This is a genomic window from Stutzerimonas stutzeri, from assembly GCF_002890915.1.
GTDB classification, from domain to species: Bacteria; Pseudomonadota; Gammaproteobacteria; order Pseudomonadales; family Pseudomonadaceae; genus Stutzerimonas; species Stutzerimonas stutzeri_AF.
Window position 1 is genome coordinate 1 of the sequence record NZ_POUT01000004.1, and the last position, 17,416, is coordinate 17,416.

Annotated in this window: 14 protein-coding genes and 3 tRNA genes; 4 read left to right on the plus strand and 13 right to left on the minus strand. The window is 62.0% G+C overall.

What is annotated here, in order from left to right; genetic code table 11:
* Positions 1–295 precede the first annotated feature (295 nt).
* From CXK94_RS09060 to CXK94_RS09100, 9 genes are all read right to left on the minus strand, one after another.
* Complete coding sequence (locus CXK94_RS09060; protein WP_102894077.1) at positions 296–2,152, minus strand: SurA N-terminal domain-containing protein; 1,857 nt, start codon at positions 2,150–2,152, stop codon at positions 296–298.
* Between the two features lie 195 nt (positions 2,153–2,347).
* Entirely contained in the window at positions 2,348–2,620 is a 273-nt protein-coding gene (gene hupB, locus CXK94_RS09065) for a nucleoid-associated protein HU-beta (protein WP_003282502.1), read from the minus strand.
* Between the two features lie 132 nt (positions 2,621–2,752).
* Entirely contained in the window at positions 2,753–5,149 is a 2,397-nt protein-coding gene (gene lon / locus CXK94_RS09070) for an endopeptidase La (RefSeq protein WP_102894078.1), read from the minus strand.
* A gap of 130 nt (positions 5,150–5,279) precedes the next feature.
* Complete coding sequence (gene clpX, locus CXK94_RS09075; protein WP_102894079.1) at positions 5,280–6,560, minus strand: ATP-dependent Clp protease ATP-binding subunit ClpX; 1,281 nt, start codon at positions 6,558–6,560, stop codon at positions 5,280–5,282.
* A 97-nt stretch (positions 6,561–6,657) separates the two neighbouring features.
* Positions 6,658–7,296 carry an ATP-dependent Clp endopeptidase proteolytic subunit ClpP gene (clpP, locus tag CXK94_RS09080; RefSeq protein WP_102894080.1) on the minus strand — a complete coding sequence of 213 codons (639 nt, stop codon included), beginning with the start codon at positions 7,294–7,296 and terminating at the stop codon, positions 6,658–6,660.
* An 89-nt stretch (positions 7,297–7,385) separates the two neighbouring features.
* Positions 7,386–8,696: a trigger factor gene (gene tig / locus CXK94_RS09085; protein WP_102894081.1), complete on the minus strand. Its 1,311-nt coding sequence runs from the start codon at positions 8,694–8,696 to the stop codon at positions 7,386–7,388.
* A 253-nt stretch (positions 8,697–8,949) separates the two neighbouring features.
* Positions 8,950–9,034, minus strand: a tRNA-Leu gene (locus CXK94_RS09090).
* Between the two features lie 53 nt (positions 9,035–9,087).
* Positions 9,088–9,163: transfer RNA gene (locus tag CXK94_RS09095), tRNA-His, on the minus strand.
* Between the two features lie 33 nt (positions 9,164–9,196).
* A tRNA-Arg gene (locus tag CXK94_RS09100) sits at positions 9,197–9,273 on the minus strand.
* 274 nt (positions 9,274–9,547) lie between these two features.
* On the opposite strand from CXK94_RS09100, the gene folD reads away from it, so the two are divergent.
* Positions 9,548–10,402 carry a bifunctional methylenetetrahydrofolate dehydrogenase/methenyltetrahydrofolate cyclohydrolase FolD gene (folD, locus tag CXK94_RS09105; RefSeq protein ID WP_102894082.1) on the plus strand — a complete coding sequence of 285 codons (855 nt, stop codon included), beginning with the start codon at positions 9,548–9,550 and terminating at the stop codon, positions 10,400–10,402.
* Positions 10,403–10,465: 63 nt separating this feature from the next.
* Here folD and cysS read toward each other — a convergent pair whose 3' ends face one another.
* On the minus strand, positions 10,466–11,851 hold the full coding sequence (cysS, locus tag CXK94_RS09110; RefSeq protein ID WP_102894083.1) for a cysteine--tRNA ligase: 1,386 nt from the start codon (positions 11,849–11,851) through the stop codon (positions 10,466–10,468).
* Positions 11,851–13,518, minus strand: a complete 1,668-nt coding sequence (locus tag CXK94_RS09115; protein WP_102894084.1) for a glutamine--tRNA ligase/YqeY domain fusion protein — start codon at positions 13,516–13,518, stop codon at positions 11,851–11,853. Before CXK94_RS09115 ends, cysS begins: the two co-directional genes overlap by 1 nt.
* Before the next feature lie 394 nt (positions 13,519–13,912).
* Here CXK94_RS09115 and CXK94_RS09120 point away from each other — a divergent pair, with 394 nt between their 5' ends.
* Positions 13,913–14,407 (plus strand): peptidylprolyl isomerase, encoded by a 495-nt coding sequence (locus tag CXK94_RS09120; protein ID WP_037037288.1) that lies wholly within the window; start codon positions 13,913–13,915, stop codon positions 14,405–14,407.
* 7 nt (positions 14,408–14,414) lie between these two features.
* A complete protein-coding gene (lpxH, locus tag CXK94_RS09125; RefSeq protein ID WP_102894085.1) occupies positions 14,415–15,143 on the plus strand; it encodes a UDP-2,3-diacylglucosamine diphosphatase in 729 nt (242 codons plus the stop codon).
* A 41-nt stretch (positions 15,144–15,184) separates the two neighbouring features.
* Here the strand turns inward: lpxH and CXK94_RS09130 are convergent, their stop codons facing one another.
* Positions 15,185–15,790 carry a tRNA-(ms[2]io[6]A)-hydroxylase gene (locus CXK94_RS09130; protein WP_102894086.1) on the minus strand — a complete coding sequence of 202 codons (606 nt, stop codon included), beginning with the start codon at positions 15,788–15,790 and terminating at the stop codon, positions 15,185–15,187.
* A 175-nt stretch (positions 15,791–15,965) separates the two neighbouring features.
* Between CXK94_RS09130 and CXK94_RS09135 the strand changes: the two genes are divergently transcribed.
* Positions 15,966–16,826 (plus strand): universal stress protein, encoded by an 861-nt coding sequence (locus CXK94_RS09135; RefSeq protein ID WP_102894302.1) that lies wholly within the window; start codon positions 15,966–15,968, stop codon positions 16,824–16,826.
* A gap of 34 nt (positions 16,827–16,860) precedes the next feature.
* On the opposite strand, the gene CXK94_RS09140 is transcribed toward CXK94_RS09135, so the two are convergent.
* Positions 16,861–17,337 carry a DUF1289 domain-containing protein gene (locus CXK94_RS09140; protein WP_102894087.1) on the minus strand — a complete coding sequence of 159 codons (477 nt, stop codon included), beginning with the start codon at positions 17,335–17,337 and terminating at the stop codon, positions 16,861–16,863.
* Positions 17,338–17,416: the final 79 nt, after the last annotated feature.

The following is a 17,416-nucleotide window of genomic DNA, read 5'->3' on the forward strand; positions in this document are numbered from 1 at the left end:
CCGTAATAGTCTCGCACTGATTTTTATGCGTGCAGCGTGTGATACAGAGTAGGCGTGCAGCATGTGATACAGCCTACCCGTGCACCATGTGATACAGCTTCGGAAGATGACTTGGCTGGACGCTTACGTTGAGCTCTCGCCCATGGCCAAACGTTACGCACCGGCAGGTTGGCGCTGAGCATGGCGAAGCCCAACGGGTACGGCATGAATGTGTCGGGCTTGGCCGCTTCGCGCCTCAGCTAACTCCCTGCCCCGACCTACTGCGCATGCAGCAGGCTATCGGGGCATAACCGACTCAGAATCGCTCGATATCCGCCTCGGCATGCAGCTTCTGGCGATAGGACGCGAAATCCTGCTGCCCGATACGCGAAGCCAGGAAGCGGCGATAGTTCTGCTTCTCCGCCTCCGACAGCGCCGCCTCGGGCTCGTTGACGCCGCTCAGACGCACCACGACATAGTCACCATTGCCCAGGGACACACCGGCATAGCTCGGCTTGTCCTGTTGCTCGGGACGGGGCATGCGAAATACGGCCTGGAGCAACGCCGGGGCGACACCCTCCTGGCTGCGGGTAGCTGCTTCGACAGCCTGCCATTGCCCCTCGGGCTGCTGTCCCTCACGGAGTTGCGCCAGCAGCTCTTCGCCTGCGCTGCGAGCTTTCTCGGCAGCCTGGGCGCGCTGTAGTTGCTGGACGATGCTGTCGCGCACGTCGGCCAATGGTATCGGCGCAGGCTCCAGGTGCTCCTTGACGCGCAGCGCGATGGCGGTATCGGGGTCCAGTTCGATGACGCCGCTGTTGGCCCCATCCACCAGTACCTCCTCGCTGAACGCCGCCTGGATGACCTGGCGGTTGGCGGCAATGCCGTCGCCACCCTCGCGCCCGAAGGCTGTCGTGGTCTGCACCTCTAGCCCCAGTTCCTGGGCCGGCTGGGCCAGGTCGGAAGCTTCGAATGCGGAGTCTTCCAACTGCTTGCTGACTTCGACGAAACGCTGCTCGACCTGCTGGGCCTTGAGTTCGCGTACCAGCTCCGGCTTCATGCTCTCGAACGAGGGGACTTCCGGCGACTGGACGCCCAGCAGCTTGATGATATGCCAGCCGAACTCCGACTGTACCGGCGCGGAAACCTCACCCTCCTGCAGCGCATAAAGCGCCTCTTCGAACGCCGGATCGTAGACACCCGGGCCGGCGAAGCCCAGATCCCCTCCTTCGTTGGCAGAACCCGGATCCTGGGAATACTGCTTGGCCAGCGCGGCGAAGTCTTCACCAGCCTGAACCTTCGCGGCAATCTCCTCGATCTTCGCCTTGGCCTCGGCGTCGCTCAGTTCGCCGCCGGTCTCGACGAGAATGTGCGCGGCCCGGCGTTGCTCGGCCAGGTTGGCGATCTGCTTCTGATAGAGTTCCTGCAGCTCCTCGTCCGAGGTCTCGACCTGGTCGAAGAAGGCTTCTTTCTTCAGCTCGACGTATTCGACGACGACCTGTTCCGGCGTACGGAAACGCTCGGCATTCGCCTCGTAATACTCGCGAATCTGCTCATCGCCGACTTCCACCGCCTCATGCCGGGCCGGCACGGTCAGCGTGGCGAAATCACGGGTCTGCATTTCCAGGCGGGCAAAGTCCTCGACCTGCTGATCGGTCACGAAACCGGTGCCGGAGATACCGGCACGCAGCTGCCCGATCAGCATTTCCTGTTCGAGCAGCTGACGGAACTGCAGACGCGAGTAGCCCATCTGCTGGATCACCTGATCGAAGCGCGCCGAATTGAACGTCCCATCGACCTGGAACTCGGGCGTCTGCAGGATCAGCTGATCCAGTGCCTCACGAGAGAATGCAAAATCTGCGCGCTTGGCGCCTTGCAGGAGCAGCATGCGATCGACCAGCGAACCCAATGCCGAATCACGCAGCATTTTGTCATCCAGCAAGGAGGGATCGAAGTCCCTGCCCAGTTGCTGGGCCAACTGGCGACGCTGCATGTTCATGGCCTGCTCGAGGTCATAGCGGGAGATTTCCTCTCCATTGACCTCTGCGGCATTCTGGCCATTGCTGACGGCGTTGAAGATGGCGTCGAAACCGGTCAGCGCCAACAGCACCACAATGACGCCGATGATGGTTTTGGCAATCCAGCCTTGTGAATTGTCCCTGATGTTCTGAAGCATGCGACCCCCAGGAGTCTGCGGCGCGTGCGCAACGCGGGTGGAAACCGGATAAAAGAAAGGCGCATCCAGGGATGCGCCTTCTCGGAGCTTTTGGAGCGGTTGGGCTTATTCCCCCAAGCCGGACTGAACAGGCGAGCCTGCTCGACAACCGCCCCGCCAGAGCAGCGCTAGCTGACTGGCCGGGTAGAAAAACGCTTAGTTGACAGCGTCTTTCAGAGCCTTGCCAGCTTTGAAACCCGGGATCTTGGCGGCAGCGATGTTGATCGGCTTGCCGGTCTGCGGGTTGCGGCCGGTGCGTGCAGCGCGCTCCTTGACGGCGAAAGTACCGAAACCAACCAGTACCACGGAATCACCAGCCTTCAGGGCGCCGGTGACGGATTCGATCACTGCATCCAGCGCGCGGCCAGCAACAGCTTTTGGGATATCAGCAGATGCAGCGATGGCATCGATCAGTTCCGACTTGTTCACTCTAAGTCCCCTTAATTTCTGTTGAGTCGTATCTTTAATTTTCGGGTGTAAGCAAAGCGGTGCTGGAATGGCACTGACACAAGAGGCCGATTAAACAAGGGCCTCGAAAATGTGTCAACGATACCTTCCAGACTAATGCGTGCTGATTCGCTCCTTGGAATCAGGCTCGCGCTTGTCGTCCTTTGCAACAATCTCAGGAGCCGCATCGGGCAAGGGCTCCGGCGCGTATTGCAGCGCAATTTGCAGGACCTCGTCAATCCACTTCACCGGTTTAATCTGCAGGTCCTGCTTAATATTTTCAGGAATCTCTTTCAGATCACGCTGATTTTCTTCCGGGATGATCACCGTCTTGATACCGCCACGATGCGCGGCAAGTAATTTTTCCTTTAATCCGCCAATGGCCAGGACTTGCCCACGCAAGGTGATTTCGCCTGTCATTGCGACATCGGCGCGCACCGGAATCTGGGTCAACGCAGAAACCAGCGCGGTACACATGCCGATACCCGCGCTCGGCCCATCCTTCGGGGTGGCCCCTTCGGGAACATGAATGTGGATGTCCTGCTTTTCATGGAAATCCACGGCAATTCCCAGGCTCGTCGCGCGACTGCGCACCACGGTCAGCGCCGCAGTGATCGATTCGCCCATGACTTCACCGAGCGAGCCGGTCTTGGTCAGCCGCCCCTTGCCAGGCACCACCGCCGCCTCGATGGTGAGCAGTTCGCCACCAACCTGGGTCCAGGCCAGTCCGGTCACCTGCCCCACCTGATCCTGAAGCTCGGCAAGCCCATAGCGGAACTTGCGCACACCAAGGAAATGCTCCAGCGAGTCGGCACCCACCGTCACCTGGAAGCGCTTCTGCGCAGCATGTTCCTTGACCACCTTGCGGCAGACCTTGGCGAGCTGGCGTTCCAGGCTGCGCACACCGGCCTCGCGCGTGTAGTAGCGGATGATGTCGCGAATCGCCGCTTCCTCGAACTCCACCTCCCCCTTCTTCAGGCCGTTGGCCTGGATCTGCTTGGGCGCCAGGTAGCGGGTGGCGATGTTGACCTTCTCGTCCTCGGTGTAGCCCGGCAGGCGAATGACTTCCATGCGATCGAGCAACGGCGCCGGAATGTTCATCGAGTTGGCGGTACAGAGGAACATGACATCCGAAAGGTCGTAATCGACCTCCAGATAGTGGTCGTTGAAATTGTGGTTCTGCTCCGGATCGAGCACCTCGAGCAGCGCCGAGGCGGGATCGCCACGCATGTCGCTGCCCATCTTGTCGATCTCGTCGAGCAGGAACAGCGGGTTGCGCACGCCGACCTTGGTCATCTTCTGGATCAGGCGCCCCGGCATGGAGCCGATATAAGTGCGCCGGTGCCCGCGGATCTCGGCCTCGTCACGCACGCCACCCAAGGCCATGCGCACGAACTTGCGATTGGTCGAACGCGCGATGGATTCGGCCAGCGAGGTCTTGCCGACACCGGGCGGGCCGACCAGGCAGAGCACCGGCCCCTTGAGCTTCTTGACCCGCTTCTGCACCGCGAGGTATTCGAGGATGCGATCCTTGACCTCTTCCAGGCCGTAGTGGTCGGCATCGAGCACTTCCTCGGCCTTGCCCAAGTCCAGGCGTACCTTGCTCGCTGCCTTCCACGGCACGTTCACCAGCCAGTCGATATAGGTGCGGACCACCGTGGCTTCGGCCGACATCGGCGACATCTGCTTGAGCTTGTTGAGCTCGGCCTGGGCCTTGGCGTAGGCATCCTTGCTCAAGCCGGCATTCTCGATGCGCTTCTTGAGATCATCGATCTCGTTGTGGCCTTCGTCGATGTCGCCCAGCTCCTTCTGAATGGCCTTCATCTGCTCATTCAGGTAGTACTCGCGCTGGCTGCGCTCCATCTGCTTCTTCACGCGCCCGCGAATGCGCTTTTCGACCTGCAGCAAGTCGATCTCGGCATCCAGCAACGCCAGGACATGCTCGACACGAGCGGGCAGCTCGGTAATCTCGAGGATTTCCTGCTTCTGCTCGATCTTCAGCGCCATGTGCGCCGCCATGGTATCCACCAGGCGCGCGGGTTCGTCGATGCTGCTGAGGGACGACAGCACCTCGGCCGGAACCTTCTTGCCCAGCTGCACGTACTGCTCGAACTGGCTGAGCAGGCTGCGAGTGAAGACCTCGGACTCGCGCGCCTCGACCTCGGACTCCTCGATCAACGCCACTTCCGCACGGCAATGGTCGTCCACCTCGAGGAAACGCTCGATGACGCCGCGCTGCTCGCCCTCGACCAGCACCTTGACCGTGCCATCGGGCAGCTTGAGCAGTTGCAGCACGGTGGCCACCGTACCGACACGGTACAACGCGTCCTCGGCGGGATCATCGTCGGCCGGGTTCTTCTGGGCCAGCAGGAGGATCTGCTTATCGCCGGCCATGGCGGATTCGAGCGCTTCGATGGATTTTTCACGGCCAACGAAAAGCGGTATCACCATGTGTGGATAGACCACCACATCGCGCAGCGGCAAGAGGGGCAATTCGATGGTTGTCTTCATAAATTCTGCTCTACGACGGCCATACGGCGGTAAACGGACGGAACACCCTTGCTGCAAAGATGAGGGCATGCCCTGCAAAAAACAAGGAGACGGTACAAATGCAAAGGGGCCCGCAGGCCCCTTCGTTCTATCACGCCTCAGGCGCAGCCTTGGCGGGCGGTTCGCTGTTCTCGTAAATCAGCAGGGGCTGGGACGTGCCCTCGATCACGCTTTCATCGATGACCACCTTGCTGACATCCTTCTGCGAAGGAATGTCGTACATGGTATCCAGCAGCACGCCCTCGAGAATCGAACGCAGGCCACGAGCACCGGTCTTGCGTTCCAGCGCACGCTGGGCCACGGCCTTGAGCGCGTCCGGGCGGAACTCCAGGTCCACACCCTCGAGCTCGAACAGCTTGGCATACTGCTTGGTCAGCGCGTTCTTCGGCTCGGTAAGGATCTGGATCAATGCCGCCTCGTCGAGTTCGTCGAGCGTGGCGATCACCGGCAGGCGGCCGACGAATTCCGGGATCAGGCCGAACTTGACCAGGTCGTCCGGCTCGACGGAACGCAGCGCCTCGCCGATCTTCTTGCCCGGGTCCTTGCTGCGCACCTCGGCATTGAAACCGATGCCACCCTGGGTCGAACGCCCCTGGATCACCTTCTCCAGGCCAGCGAAGGCACCGCCACAGATGAACAGGATGTTGCGCGTATCGACCTGCAGGAACTCCTGCTGGGGATGCTTGCGCCCGCCCTGCGGCGGAACGGAAGCCACGGTGCCCTCGATCAGCTTGAGCAATGCCTGCTGCACGCCTTCGCCCGAGACGTCGCGGGTGATCGAGGGGTTGTCGGACTTGCGTGAGATCTTGTCGATTTCATCGATGTAGACGATGCCCATCTGGGCTTTCTCGACATCGTAGTCGCACTTCTGCAGCAGCTTCTGGATGATGTTCTCGACATCCTCGCCCACGTAGCCCGCCTCGGTGAGGGTGGTCGCATCGGCGATAGTGAACGGAACGTTGAGCAGGCGAGCCAGTGTTTCGGCCAACAGCGTCTTGCCCGAACCGGTAGGACCGATCAGCAGGATGTTGCTCTTGCCCAGCTCGACTTCTTCTTTCTTGTCGCGCTGGTTCAGGCGCTTGTAATGGTTGTAAACGGCCACCGCCAGGATCTTCTTCGCGCGTTCCTGACCAATGACGTACTGGTCGAGAATGCCGCTGATCTCCTTGGGCGCGGGCAGTTTGTGCGCGCTGCTCTCGGCCTGTGCCTCCTGCACCTCCTCGCGGATGATGTCGTTGCACAGGTCGACGCACTCGTCGCAGATGAAAACGGAGGGCCCGGCGATCAACTTGCGTACTTCATGCTGGCTTTTGCCGCAAAAAGAGCAATAGAGCAGTTTGCCGGAATCCTCGCCGTTGCGGGTGTCAGTCATTCGATCGATCCAATCGGGAAGGCTTGAAACACAAGATGAAGGCAATCGTGGGCTTTTTCAAGCCCACGGGGCAGCCGGATATCGCAGGCTGTGGAGATCAGACGGCCAGTTGGCGCTGCGTCAGGACCTGGTCGATCAGCCCGTACTTGACGGCCTCGTCGCCACTCATGAAGTTGTCGCGGTCGGTATCGCGGGCGATCACGTCCAGCGGCTGACCGGTGTGATGGGCCAGCACCTTGTTCAGCCGCTCGCGGATGGTGAGGATTTCACGCGCATGGATTTCGATGTCCGAAGCCTGGCCCTGGAAGCCACCCAGCGGCTGGTGGATCATCATGCGCGAGTGCGGCAGGCAGTAGCGCTTGCCGGCTGCACCACCGGCCAGCAGCAAGGCACCCATGGAGCAGGCCTGGCCGATGCAGATGGTCGACACGTCCGGCTTGATGAACTGCATGGTGTCGTAGACCGACATGCCGGCAGTCACCGAGCCGCCCGGGGAGTTGATGTAGAGGTGAATGTCCTTCTCGGGGTTTTCCGCCTCGAGGAACAGCATCTGCGCGACGATCAGGTTGGCCATGTAGTCTTCGACCTGGCCGACCATGAAGATCACCCGCTCCTTCAGGAGACGGGAGTAGATGTCATAGGCGCGCTCACCACGTGCGGACTGCTCGATCACCATCGGGACCAGGCCACCGGCGGCCTGAATGTCCGGAGCTTGCATAAAAGGATTGCGGGACATGTTCCAACGATACTCCCTATGTCATGCCTCAAAAGACATAAGCCAGCGCGAGGCTGGCTTATGTTTGTGCACTCGAACGTTTGAAGAAATCAGGCTGCTTGCGGGGCTTCCGCAGGCTTGACGGCTTCCTCGTAGGAGACCGACTTGTCGGTCACCTTGGCCTGCTGCAGAACAGTATCCACAACTTGTTCTTCGAGCACAACAGAACGGACTTCGTTCAGTTGCTCGTCGTTCTTGTAGTACCAGGCGATGACCTGTTCCGGCTCCTGATAGGCCGAAGCCATTTCCTCGATCAGCTCACGAACACGCGCCTCGTCGGGCTTGAGTTCCTTCTGCTTGACCACTTCGGCGACGATCAGGCCGAGCACCACACGGCGCTTGGCCTGTTCCTGGAAGAGGTCGGCCGGCAGCTGGTCGGGCTTGATGTTGCCACCGAACTGCTGAACAGCCTGTGCGCGCAGACGGTTGACCTCGTTGTCGATGAGCGCCTTGGGCACTTCGATCGGGTTGCCGGCGACCAGCCCTTCCATCACCTGGTTCTTCACCTTGGTCTTGATGGCCTGGCGCAGTTCGCGCTCCATGTTCTTCTTCACTTCGGCCCGGAAGCCTTCGACGCCGCCTTCCTGAACGCCGAACTGGGTGAAGAAGTCGTCATTCAGTTCCGGCAGCTGGGGAGCCGCGACGCTGTTGACGGTCACAGTGAACTCGGCGGTCTTGCCGGCCAGGTCGAGGTTCTGGTAATCCTCGGGGAAAGTCGGGGTGATCACGCGCTCTTCGCCGGTCTTGGCGCCGACCAGCGCTTCTTCGAAACCGGGGATCATGCGCCCCGAGCCCAGCACCAGCTGGGTGCCCTTGGCCGAACCACCGGCGAAGACCTCACCGTCGATTTTGCCAACGAAGTCGATGTTCACCTGGTCGCCGTTTTCGGCGGCACGCTCGACGTTCTCGAAGCGGGTGTTCTGCTTGCGCAGGATTTCCAGCATGTTGTCGACGTCGGCGTCGACCACCTCGGCCTGCAGACGCTCGATCTCGATGGCCTCGAAGCCTGCGACTTCGAATTCGGGGAACACTTCGAAAGTCGCGACGTACTCGAGATCCTTGCCCTTCTCGAACACCTTCGGTTCGACGGACGGTGCACCGGCCGGGTTCAGCTTCTCGGCAACGATGGCTTCATAGAAGGTCGCCTGGATCAGATCACCCAGGGCTTCCTGACGAGCGGCCTCTTCGTAACGCTGGCGAATCACGCTCATCGGCACCTTGCCGGGGCGGAAACCTGGAATCTTGGCACGGCTGGCGGTCTGTTGCAGACGCTTGTTGACTTCGGTCTCGATGCGCTCGACCGGCACGCCAATGGTCATGCGGCGCTCAAGAGCGGAGGTGCTTTCAACAGAAACTTGCATGGATTTTCCTCGTTGCACAGACATAAGCCGGGCGTTCCGGCCCCAGAATGGGCAAGCATTCTAGTAGCTCGATTGACAGAAGTCACCCCGCCCGGAGAAGAACGAAGAGAGCCCGCCGACAGGCTCGACAAGGCCGCGCGCCGCGCAAAAGCGGCTCACCGCCCCTGCCGAGCGAACCGCGACACCCTCCAGACCCATTCGCCTGCCCCAGAAACGCGAAAGCCCCGGAATCCGGGGCTTTCAGCTGATTACATGGTGCGGACGGAGAGACTCGAACTCTCACACCTTGCGGCGCCAGAACCTAAATCTGGTGTGTCTACCAATTTCACCACGTCCGCCAAGCGGGGTTTCAAACGAAAACGCCAGGCAGCGCCTGGCGTTTTCTGGAATATGGGGTGGACGAAGGGGATCGAACCCTCGACACCAGGAGCCACAATCCTGTGCTCTACCAACTGAGCTACGCCCACCATATTTCACTTTGCTTGTGCCAGAGCCCGAAATGGCGCACCCGGCAGGACTCGAACCTGCGACCATCCACTTAGAAGGCGGATGCTCTATCCAGCTGAGCTACGGGCGCTCTTATCTGCATTCTGTGCGGAGCGCAGACTTGAAGCTCCGGCCGCAGAAGAAGTCACCCCCTTCGAAAGCCATCTTACCCAGCAGCAGGCTGTGCTCGACAAGCGGGGCGAATGTTATAGAGGCGGCGCACACTCGTCAACACCAGAATTAAAAAAATTTCAGTTAGATAAAGGAGTTACGAATGCTACCCAGCGCTTCGCCTTTGCCGTCTCGCCACGGCATGCGAGAATACGCGTCCTTTCTAAATCCTTTCCGGTGGTTAACCAAGCGTCATGACCGCACAACTGATCGACGGTAAAACGATCGCTGCCAATATTCGCCAACAAATCTCCAGCCGTGTTGCCGAGCGCCGCGCTCAGGGGCTTCGCGCGCCGGGCCTGGCGGTGATCCTGGTAGGTAGCGACCCAGCCTCCCAGGTATACGTAGCGCACAAGCGCAAGGACTGCGAAGAAGTGGGCTTCAACTCCATCGCCCACGACCTTCCCGCCGATACCCGCCAGGAAGACCTGCTGGCACTGATCGATCGGCTCAACGACGACCCGACCATCGACGGCATCCTCGTTCAACTGCCACTGCCCCGGCAGCTCGACGCCTCGCAACTGCTGGAGCGTATCCGCCCCGACAAGGACGTGGACGGTTTCCATCCCTACAACGTCGGTCGCCTCGCCCAGCGCATGCCACTGCTGCGCCCCTGCACGCCGAAAGGCATCATGACCCTGCTGGAAAGCACCGGGATCGACCTGCATGGCCTGGACGCGGTCGTTGTCGGTGCTTCGAACATCGTCGGCCGGCCCATGGCGCTGGAGCTGCTGCTGGCCGGCTGCACCACCACCGTAACCCATCGCTTCACCCGCGACCTTGCCGAGCACGTCAAGCGTGCCGACCTGGTCGTGGTGGCCACCGGCATCACCGGTCTGGTCAAGGGTGAATGGATCAAGCCTGGCGCCATCGTCATCGACGTCGGCATCAACCGCCAGGCCGATGGCCGCCTGCTGGGCGACGTGGAGTTCGAGCCGGCCCGTGAGCGCGCCGCCTGGATCACGCCGGTGCCGGGCGGTGTCGGCCCGATGACCCGCGCCTGCCTACTGGAAAACACTCTGCACGCAGCCGAGCACCTGCACGGCTAAACCGGCGCCAGACGCCAGAAACAAGAACGGCACCTTTCGGTGCCGTTCTTGTTTGCATTCAACTCATTCGGCCAGGCGCCAGGTCGTTCCGCCCTTGCCGTCTTCCAGCACCACGCCCATGGCGGCGAGCTGGTCGCGAATACGGTCGGATTCCGCCCAGTTCTTCTCGGCACGCGCCTGCAGGCGCGCAGCGATCAGTGCCTCGACCTCGGCCGCATCGACCCTCCCTGTCGCACCGGCCTGCAGGAAAGCCTCCGGCTCGAGCTGCAGCACACCGAGCACGCCGGCCAGTTCCTTGAGGCGCGCGGCCAGCGCGGCGGCGGCGGCGAGGTCGCTCTCGCGCAGGCGGTTGACCTCGCGGATCATCTCGAACAGCACCGCACAGGCTTCCGGCGAGTTGAAGTCATCGTCCATCGCCGCGGCGAAGCGCGCGACGAACTCCTCACCCCCGGCAGGCATCGCGTCCGGCAGGCCCTTGAGGCCGTTGTAGAAGCGCTCCAGGGCGCCCCTGGCCTCGCGCAGGCTGTCCTCGGAGTAGTTGATCGGGCTGCGGTAGTGGCTGGACACCAGCAGGTAGCGCACCACCTCGGGGTGGTACTTCTCCAGCACCTCGCGGATGGTGAAGAAGTTGCCGAGGCTCTTGGACATCTTCTCGCCGTCGACGCGCACCGCGCCGGCGTGCATCCAGGCGTTGGCATACAACTTGCCGGTAGCCGCCTCGCTCTGGGCGATCTCATTCTCGTGGTGCGGGAACACCAGGTCCGGGCCGCCGCCATGGATGTCGAAGGTCTCGCCCAGGCAGCAGGTGGACATCACCGAGCACTCGATATGCCAGCCCGGCCGACCGAGCCCCCAGGGCGACTGCCAGCTCGGCTCGCCCGGCTTGGCGCCCTTCCACAGGACGAAATCAAGCGGATCCTCCTTGGCCTCGTCGACCTCGATGCGCGCGCCGATCTTCAGGTCCTCGATCCTGCGCCGCGACAGCTTGCCGTAGCCGGCGAACTTGCCGACGCGATAGTAGACGTCGCCATTGCCCGGCGCATAGGCATAGCCCTTGTCGATCAGGGTCTGGATCATAGTGAACATGCCGCCGATATGAGCCGTGGCTCGCGGCTCGAGGTCCGGGCGCAGCACGTTGAGGCGCGCCTCGTCCTCGTGCATGGCGGCGATCATGCGTTCGACCAGCGCCTCGAACGGCTCGCCGTTCTCGTTGGCACGGCGGATGATCTTGTCATCGATGTCGGTGATATTGCGCACATAGGTGACGTCGTAGCCGCGATGGCGCAGCCAGCGAGTGACCACATCGAAAGCCACCATCACCCGCGCGTGGCCGATGTGGCAAAAGTCGTAGACGGTCATGCCACACACATACATACGCACCCGGTTATCTTCCAGCGGCTTGAAGACTTCCTTGTTCTTGCTCAGGGTGTTGTAGATCGTCAACGCCATCATTGACCCCAGGAGTCACGCAGCGTGACGGTGCGGTTGAACACGGGAGCGCCGGGCCGGCTGTCCTTGAGGTCGGCGCAGAAGTAGCCTTCGCGCTCGAACTGGAAGCGCTCTTCCGGGGCGGCATTGGCCAGCGACGGCTCGGCGCGGCAGCCGCGCAGCAGCACCAGCGACTCGGGGTTGATGTTATCGAGGAAGCTGCCGCCCTCCTCGTCCTTCTCCGGATTGGCGGAACGGAACAGCCGATCGTACAGGCGCACCTCGCACTCGACGCTCTCGGCGGCCGGCACCCAGTGGATCACGCCCTTGACCTTGCGCCCCTCGGGGTTCTTGCCCAGGGTGTTCTCGTCATAGCTGCAGCGCAGCTCGACGATATTGCCTTCGGCATCCTTGATCGCCTCGTCGGCGCGAATCACGTAGCTGCCGCGCAGGCGTACCTCGCCGCCCGGGACCAGGCGCTTGTAGCCGGCCGGCGGGACCTCTTCGAAGTCGCCGGCGTCGATGTAGATCTCGCGACCGAACGGCAGCACGCGCACCCCCATGTCCTGCTTGGGATGACGCGGCAGCTCGAGGCTCTCGACCTGGCCCTCGGGATAGTTGGTGATCACCACCTTCAGCGGCCTGAGCACGCACATGGCGCGCGCCGCATTGGCGTCGAGGTCTTCGCGGATGGCGAACTCCAGCATGCCGATATCCACCACGCCGCCGGCGCGGTTCACGCCGATCATGTCGCAGAAATTGCGGATCGAGGCCGGCGTATAGCCGCGGCGGCGGAAACCCGACAGCGTCGACATGCGCGGATCGTCCCAGCCGCTCACGTGCTTCTCGTCGACCAGTTGCTTGAGCTTGCGCTTGCTGGTGATGGTGTAGTTCAGGTTGAGCCGGGCGAATTCGTACTGGCGCGGCTGGGCCGGCACCGGCAGGTTGGCCAGGAACCATTCATAGAGCGGACGGTGATCCTCGAACTCCAGGGTGCAGATCGAGTGGGTGACGCCCTCGATGGCGTCCGACTGGCCATGGGTGAAGTCGTAGCTCGGATAGATGCACCACTTGTCGCCGGTCTGGTGGTGATGGGCGTGGCGAATGCGGTAGAGGATCGGGTCGCGCAGGTTCATGTTGGGCGAGGCCATGTCGATCTTCGCCCGCAGCGCCCTGGCGCCATCCGGGAACTCGCCGGCCTTCATCCGCGCGAACAGGTCGAGGTTCTCCGCCACGCTGCGCTCGCGGAACGGACTGTTCTTGCCCGGCTCGGTCAGGCTGCCGCGGTACTCGCGCGCCTGTTCGGGCGTCAGGTCGCAGACGTAGGCCTTGCCGGTCTCGATCAGGTGAACCGCCCACGCGTGCAACTGATCGAAATAATCGGAGGCGTAACGCTCCTCACCCGCCCACTGGAAGCCCAGCCACTGCACGTCGCTCTTGATCGCGTCGATGTACTCCTGGTCTTCCTTGGCCGGATTGGTGTCGTCGAAGCGCAGGTTGCACTCGCCACCGAACTCCTGTGCCAGGCCGAAGTTCAGGCAGATCGACTTGGCATGGCCGATGTGCAGGTAGCCGTTGGGCTCCGGCGGAAAGCGGGTGACGATCTTGGCGTGCTTGCCGGAATCCAGGTCGGCCTGGACGATCGGACGAAGAAAGTTGCTTGCGGCAGGAGTCTCGGGCTTGCTCATGGTGTCCTTAACGATCAGCGAGTGTGCGGCTTGGAGAGGTTTTACACAAAGTAGCGAGCGATGGTCAGGCAAGGCGCAACGATCAACGGGAGTAACAGCCGAAGGGCGAGCGCTGGCGAGTCAATCAGCCGAAAAGGCGGAATGCACAAAGTTGTACATGAGCATTTCGAGGCTGGGTTCAACGCCGCATGGCCGAGCACAGTAGCTTGCAAATACTCTCTCAGGGTAGGCCGACCAAATCAAAGCGCCTATCATAGCGGACCCGTCACCCCCCTGACAGAGCAAAGCGCCCACCAGCGAATGCCATCAGCGGCTGACGGCACCCGCTATCGACGACCCTTGCAGCGGCCCATCCCGCACTTGGCCTGCCCAACGAAAACGGAATCCCTCCCCGATGATCAAACTGCACACCAACTACGGCGTAATCACCGTCCAGCTGTTCGAAGACAAGGCCCCGGAAACCACCGCCAACTTCAAGGAATACGTGAAGAGCGGCCACTACGACGGCACCATCTTCCACCGCGTGATCAGCAACTTCATGATCCAGGGCGGCGGTTTCGAGCCCGGCATGAAGCAGAAGGCAACCCGCGCACCGATCAAGAACGAGGCCAACAACGGCCTGTCGAACAAGACCGGCACCCTGGCCATGGCCCGTACCATGGAGCCGCACTCGGCCTCCGCGCAGTTCTTCATCAACGTCAAGGACAACGACTTCCTCGACCACAGCGCGCCCACCGTCCAGGGCTGGGGCTACGCGGTGTTCGGCGAAGTGACCGACGGCATGGACGTGGTCGAGAAGATCAAGGGCGTGGCCACCACCATGAAGTCCGGCCACCAGGACGTTCCGGTGGACGACGTGGTGATCGAGAAGGCCGAGATCGTCGAGTGACCTGCGAGTGATCCTGCTGATCTCGGATCTGCATCTCGAAGAGGAACGCCCGGACATCACCCGGGCGTTTCTGCATTTTCTCGAGGCACGTGCCAGCCAGGCCGAAGCGCTGTACATCCTCGGCGACTTCTTCGAAGTCTGGATCGGCGACGACGCCATGACGCCCTTCCAGCGCTCGATCGCCCAGGCGCTGCGCGCCCTGAGCGATCGCGGCACGCGCATCTACCTGATGCACGGCAATCGCGACTTCATGCTCGGCAAGGGCTTCTGCCGCGAGGCCGGTTGCGAACTGCTGGCCGACCCCACGGTGGTCGAGCTCGATGGCGAGCGCGTCCTGCTGATGCATGGCGACAGCCTGTGTACCCGCGACCTGGGTTACATGCGCCTGCGCCGCCTGCTGCGCAACCCGCTCAGTCTGTTCATCCTGCGCAACCTGCCGTTGGCCACGCGCAAGAAACTGGCACGCAAGCTGCGCAACGAAAGCCGTACGCAAACCCGCATGAAGGCCAGCGACATCGTCGACGTCACGCCCGACGAGATTCCACGCACCCTGAACAAATACGGTGTCCGCACGCTGATCCACGGCCACACCCATCGTCCGGCAGTGCATGAGCTGGAACTCGACGGACAGCCGGCCCGGCGCATCGTGCTCGGCGACTGGGACCGGCAAGGCTGGGCGCTGCAGGTGGATGCCAGCGGCTTTCACCAGGCGCCGTTCGAGCTGGATGTCACTTAGAGCCGCTCCCATCCATCGCGCGCACGAAACGGGAACAGCCCCTAGACCGCCAGCGGCACTCCGCTATGGAAGCGGAACTCGCTGTCGGGGCTTTCGATGAGTTCACGCTCGCGCTCGCGCACCTTCAGGATAGTCGCGTCCACATCCGTCGCAGCGCCATAAAGGTAGGCCAGCTTCAGGTAATCCTGGAAGTGCCGCGCCTCGGACTTGAGCAAGCCGCTGTAGAACTTGCCCAGCTCTTCATCCAGATGCGGCACCAGCATGGCGAAGCGCTCGCAGGAGCGCGCCTCGATGAAGGCGCCGATCACCAGGGTATCGCTCAGCCGATAGGGTTCATGATTGCGCACCAACTCGCGCAACCCCGCCGCATAGCGGGAAGAGCCGACGTTGCGCAGGACGATCGCACGCTTGCGAATGATCGCCAGCACCTGCTCGAAATGGCGCAGCTCCTCGCGCGCCAGGCGCGACATCTTGTTCTGCAGGTCGGGCTTGTCGACATAGCGGAACATCAACTGGAATGCCGTGCCGGCGGCCTTCTTCTCGCAATTGCCGTGATCGATCAGCATCACGTCCTGGTTCTGCAACGCAGCATCCACCCAGGCGGCGGGCGTGGCACAACCGAGAAAATCGTTCAGATCGGAGAACATGGCGAATCCTTGGTATTCACAAACAAAATAAGCCAGCGCGAACATGAGGGGATTCGCCGCGGGCGGGCATTATACGAATGCCGCGCGTCCCGGCCAGCCTGGTTTGATTTACATCACGGCCCGTGTCGCAGGCTTGTCTATAGTTGAGCAACCCGTAAAGGAAATGGAGCCGATCATGCAAGCCATTCGCTGCATCCTCGTGGTAATCGACCCGAACCAGCCGCAAGCGCTGGCCCTGAAGCGCGCACGCCTGATTTCCAGCGTGAGCCAGTCTCGCCTGCACCTGCTGGTGTGCGACGGCAAGCATGATCACGACGCCTACCTGGACTCGCTGCGCGAGCAGCTGGAAAGCGAAGGGCATCAGGTCACCACACAACAGGCCTGGCATGACAATCTCCACCAGACCATCATCACCGTGCAACAGGAGGAAGGCTGCGGCCTGGTGATCAAGCAGCACGTGCCGGACAACCCGCTGAAGCGCGCCCTGCTCACCCCCGAGGACTGGAAGCTGCTGCGCTACTGCCCGTGCCCGGTGTTGATGGTGAAAACCGATACCCCTTGGACGGGCGGCAATATCCTCGCGGCAGTCGATGTCGGCAACTCCGACCTGGAACATCGCACCCTGCATGCCACCATCGTCAACCACGGCTATGAAATAGCCAGCCTGGCCGATGGCAAGCTGCACGTCATCAGCGCCCATCCCTCCGCCATGCTTTCGGCGGCCGACCCGGCCTTCCAGCTCAAGGAAACCATCGAGGCGCGCTATCGCGAGGCCTGCAAGCAGTTCCAGGCCGAGTACGGCATTCCCGATGCGCAACTGCATGTCGAGGAAGGCCCGGCCGATGCCCTGATCCCCCGGGTCTGCCAACGGCTCAAGGCGGTGGTGACGGTCATCGGCACCGTGGCCCGTACCGGCTTCTCCGGTGCGTTGATGGGCAATACCGCGGAAGTGGTGCTCGATACGCTGGAAAGCGATGTCCTGGTGCTGAAACCCGACGACATCATCGATCACCTGGAAGACCTGGTTCGCCACTGACCTGCTGGGCGGAAGCTTCCGGCGGCTTGCGCCCTCAGCCGAGGGTCCCCTTGCCCTCGGCGAGGAATCGCGGCGCCATGTAGCGTTCGTAGTGCGCCTCGGAAAGCAGGAAGAACTCGCGATCGATGGCATCCCTCAGCCGTGGCAGCGGCCATCCACGGAATTCAGGAAGCAGCATCACCCCGTAGGCGTCCAATTGCTGGATGACCCGGGCGCCACGGGCGATCAGCTGGTAGGCCCAGCAATAGGGGGACTGTTCGAGCACGAAGCGGACCTGCCGCGCTTCCAGCTGCTGGCGCAGCAACTGGGCATCGAAGACCTCCAGCTTCGCCGCCATCACCTGCGCCAGCAGAATCTCCAGGCGCCGCCATACCGCGCGCTTCTCCTCGTCGCCATAGCCGTTCCAGTTCACCACCTCATGATGGAAGCGCTTGCAGCCGCGGCAGACGTTGTCGCCATAAACGGTCGAGCAGAGGCCGATGCAGGGGGTCTGTATGCGCTGGTTGGACATGGGCAGGACGGGCTATTGATCAGCCGCGCATCTTAGACTTTTGTCCAACCAGGGTCACCCGCCTTCATCCTCGATGACC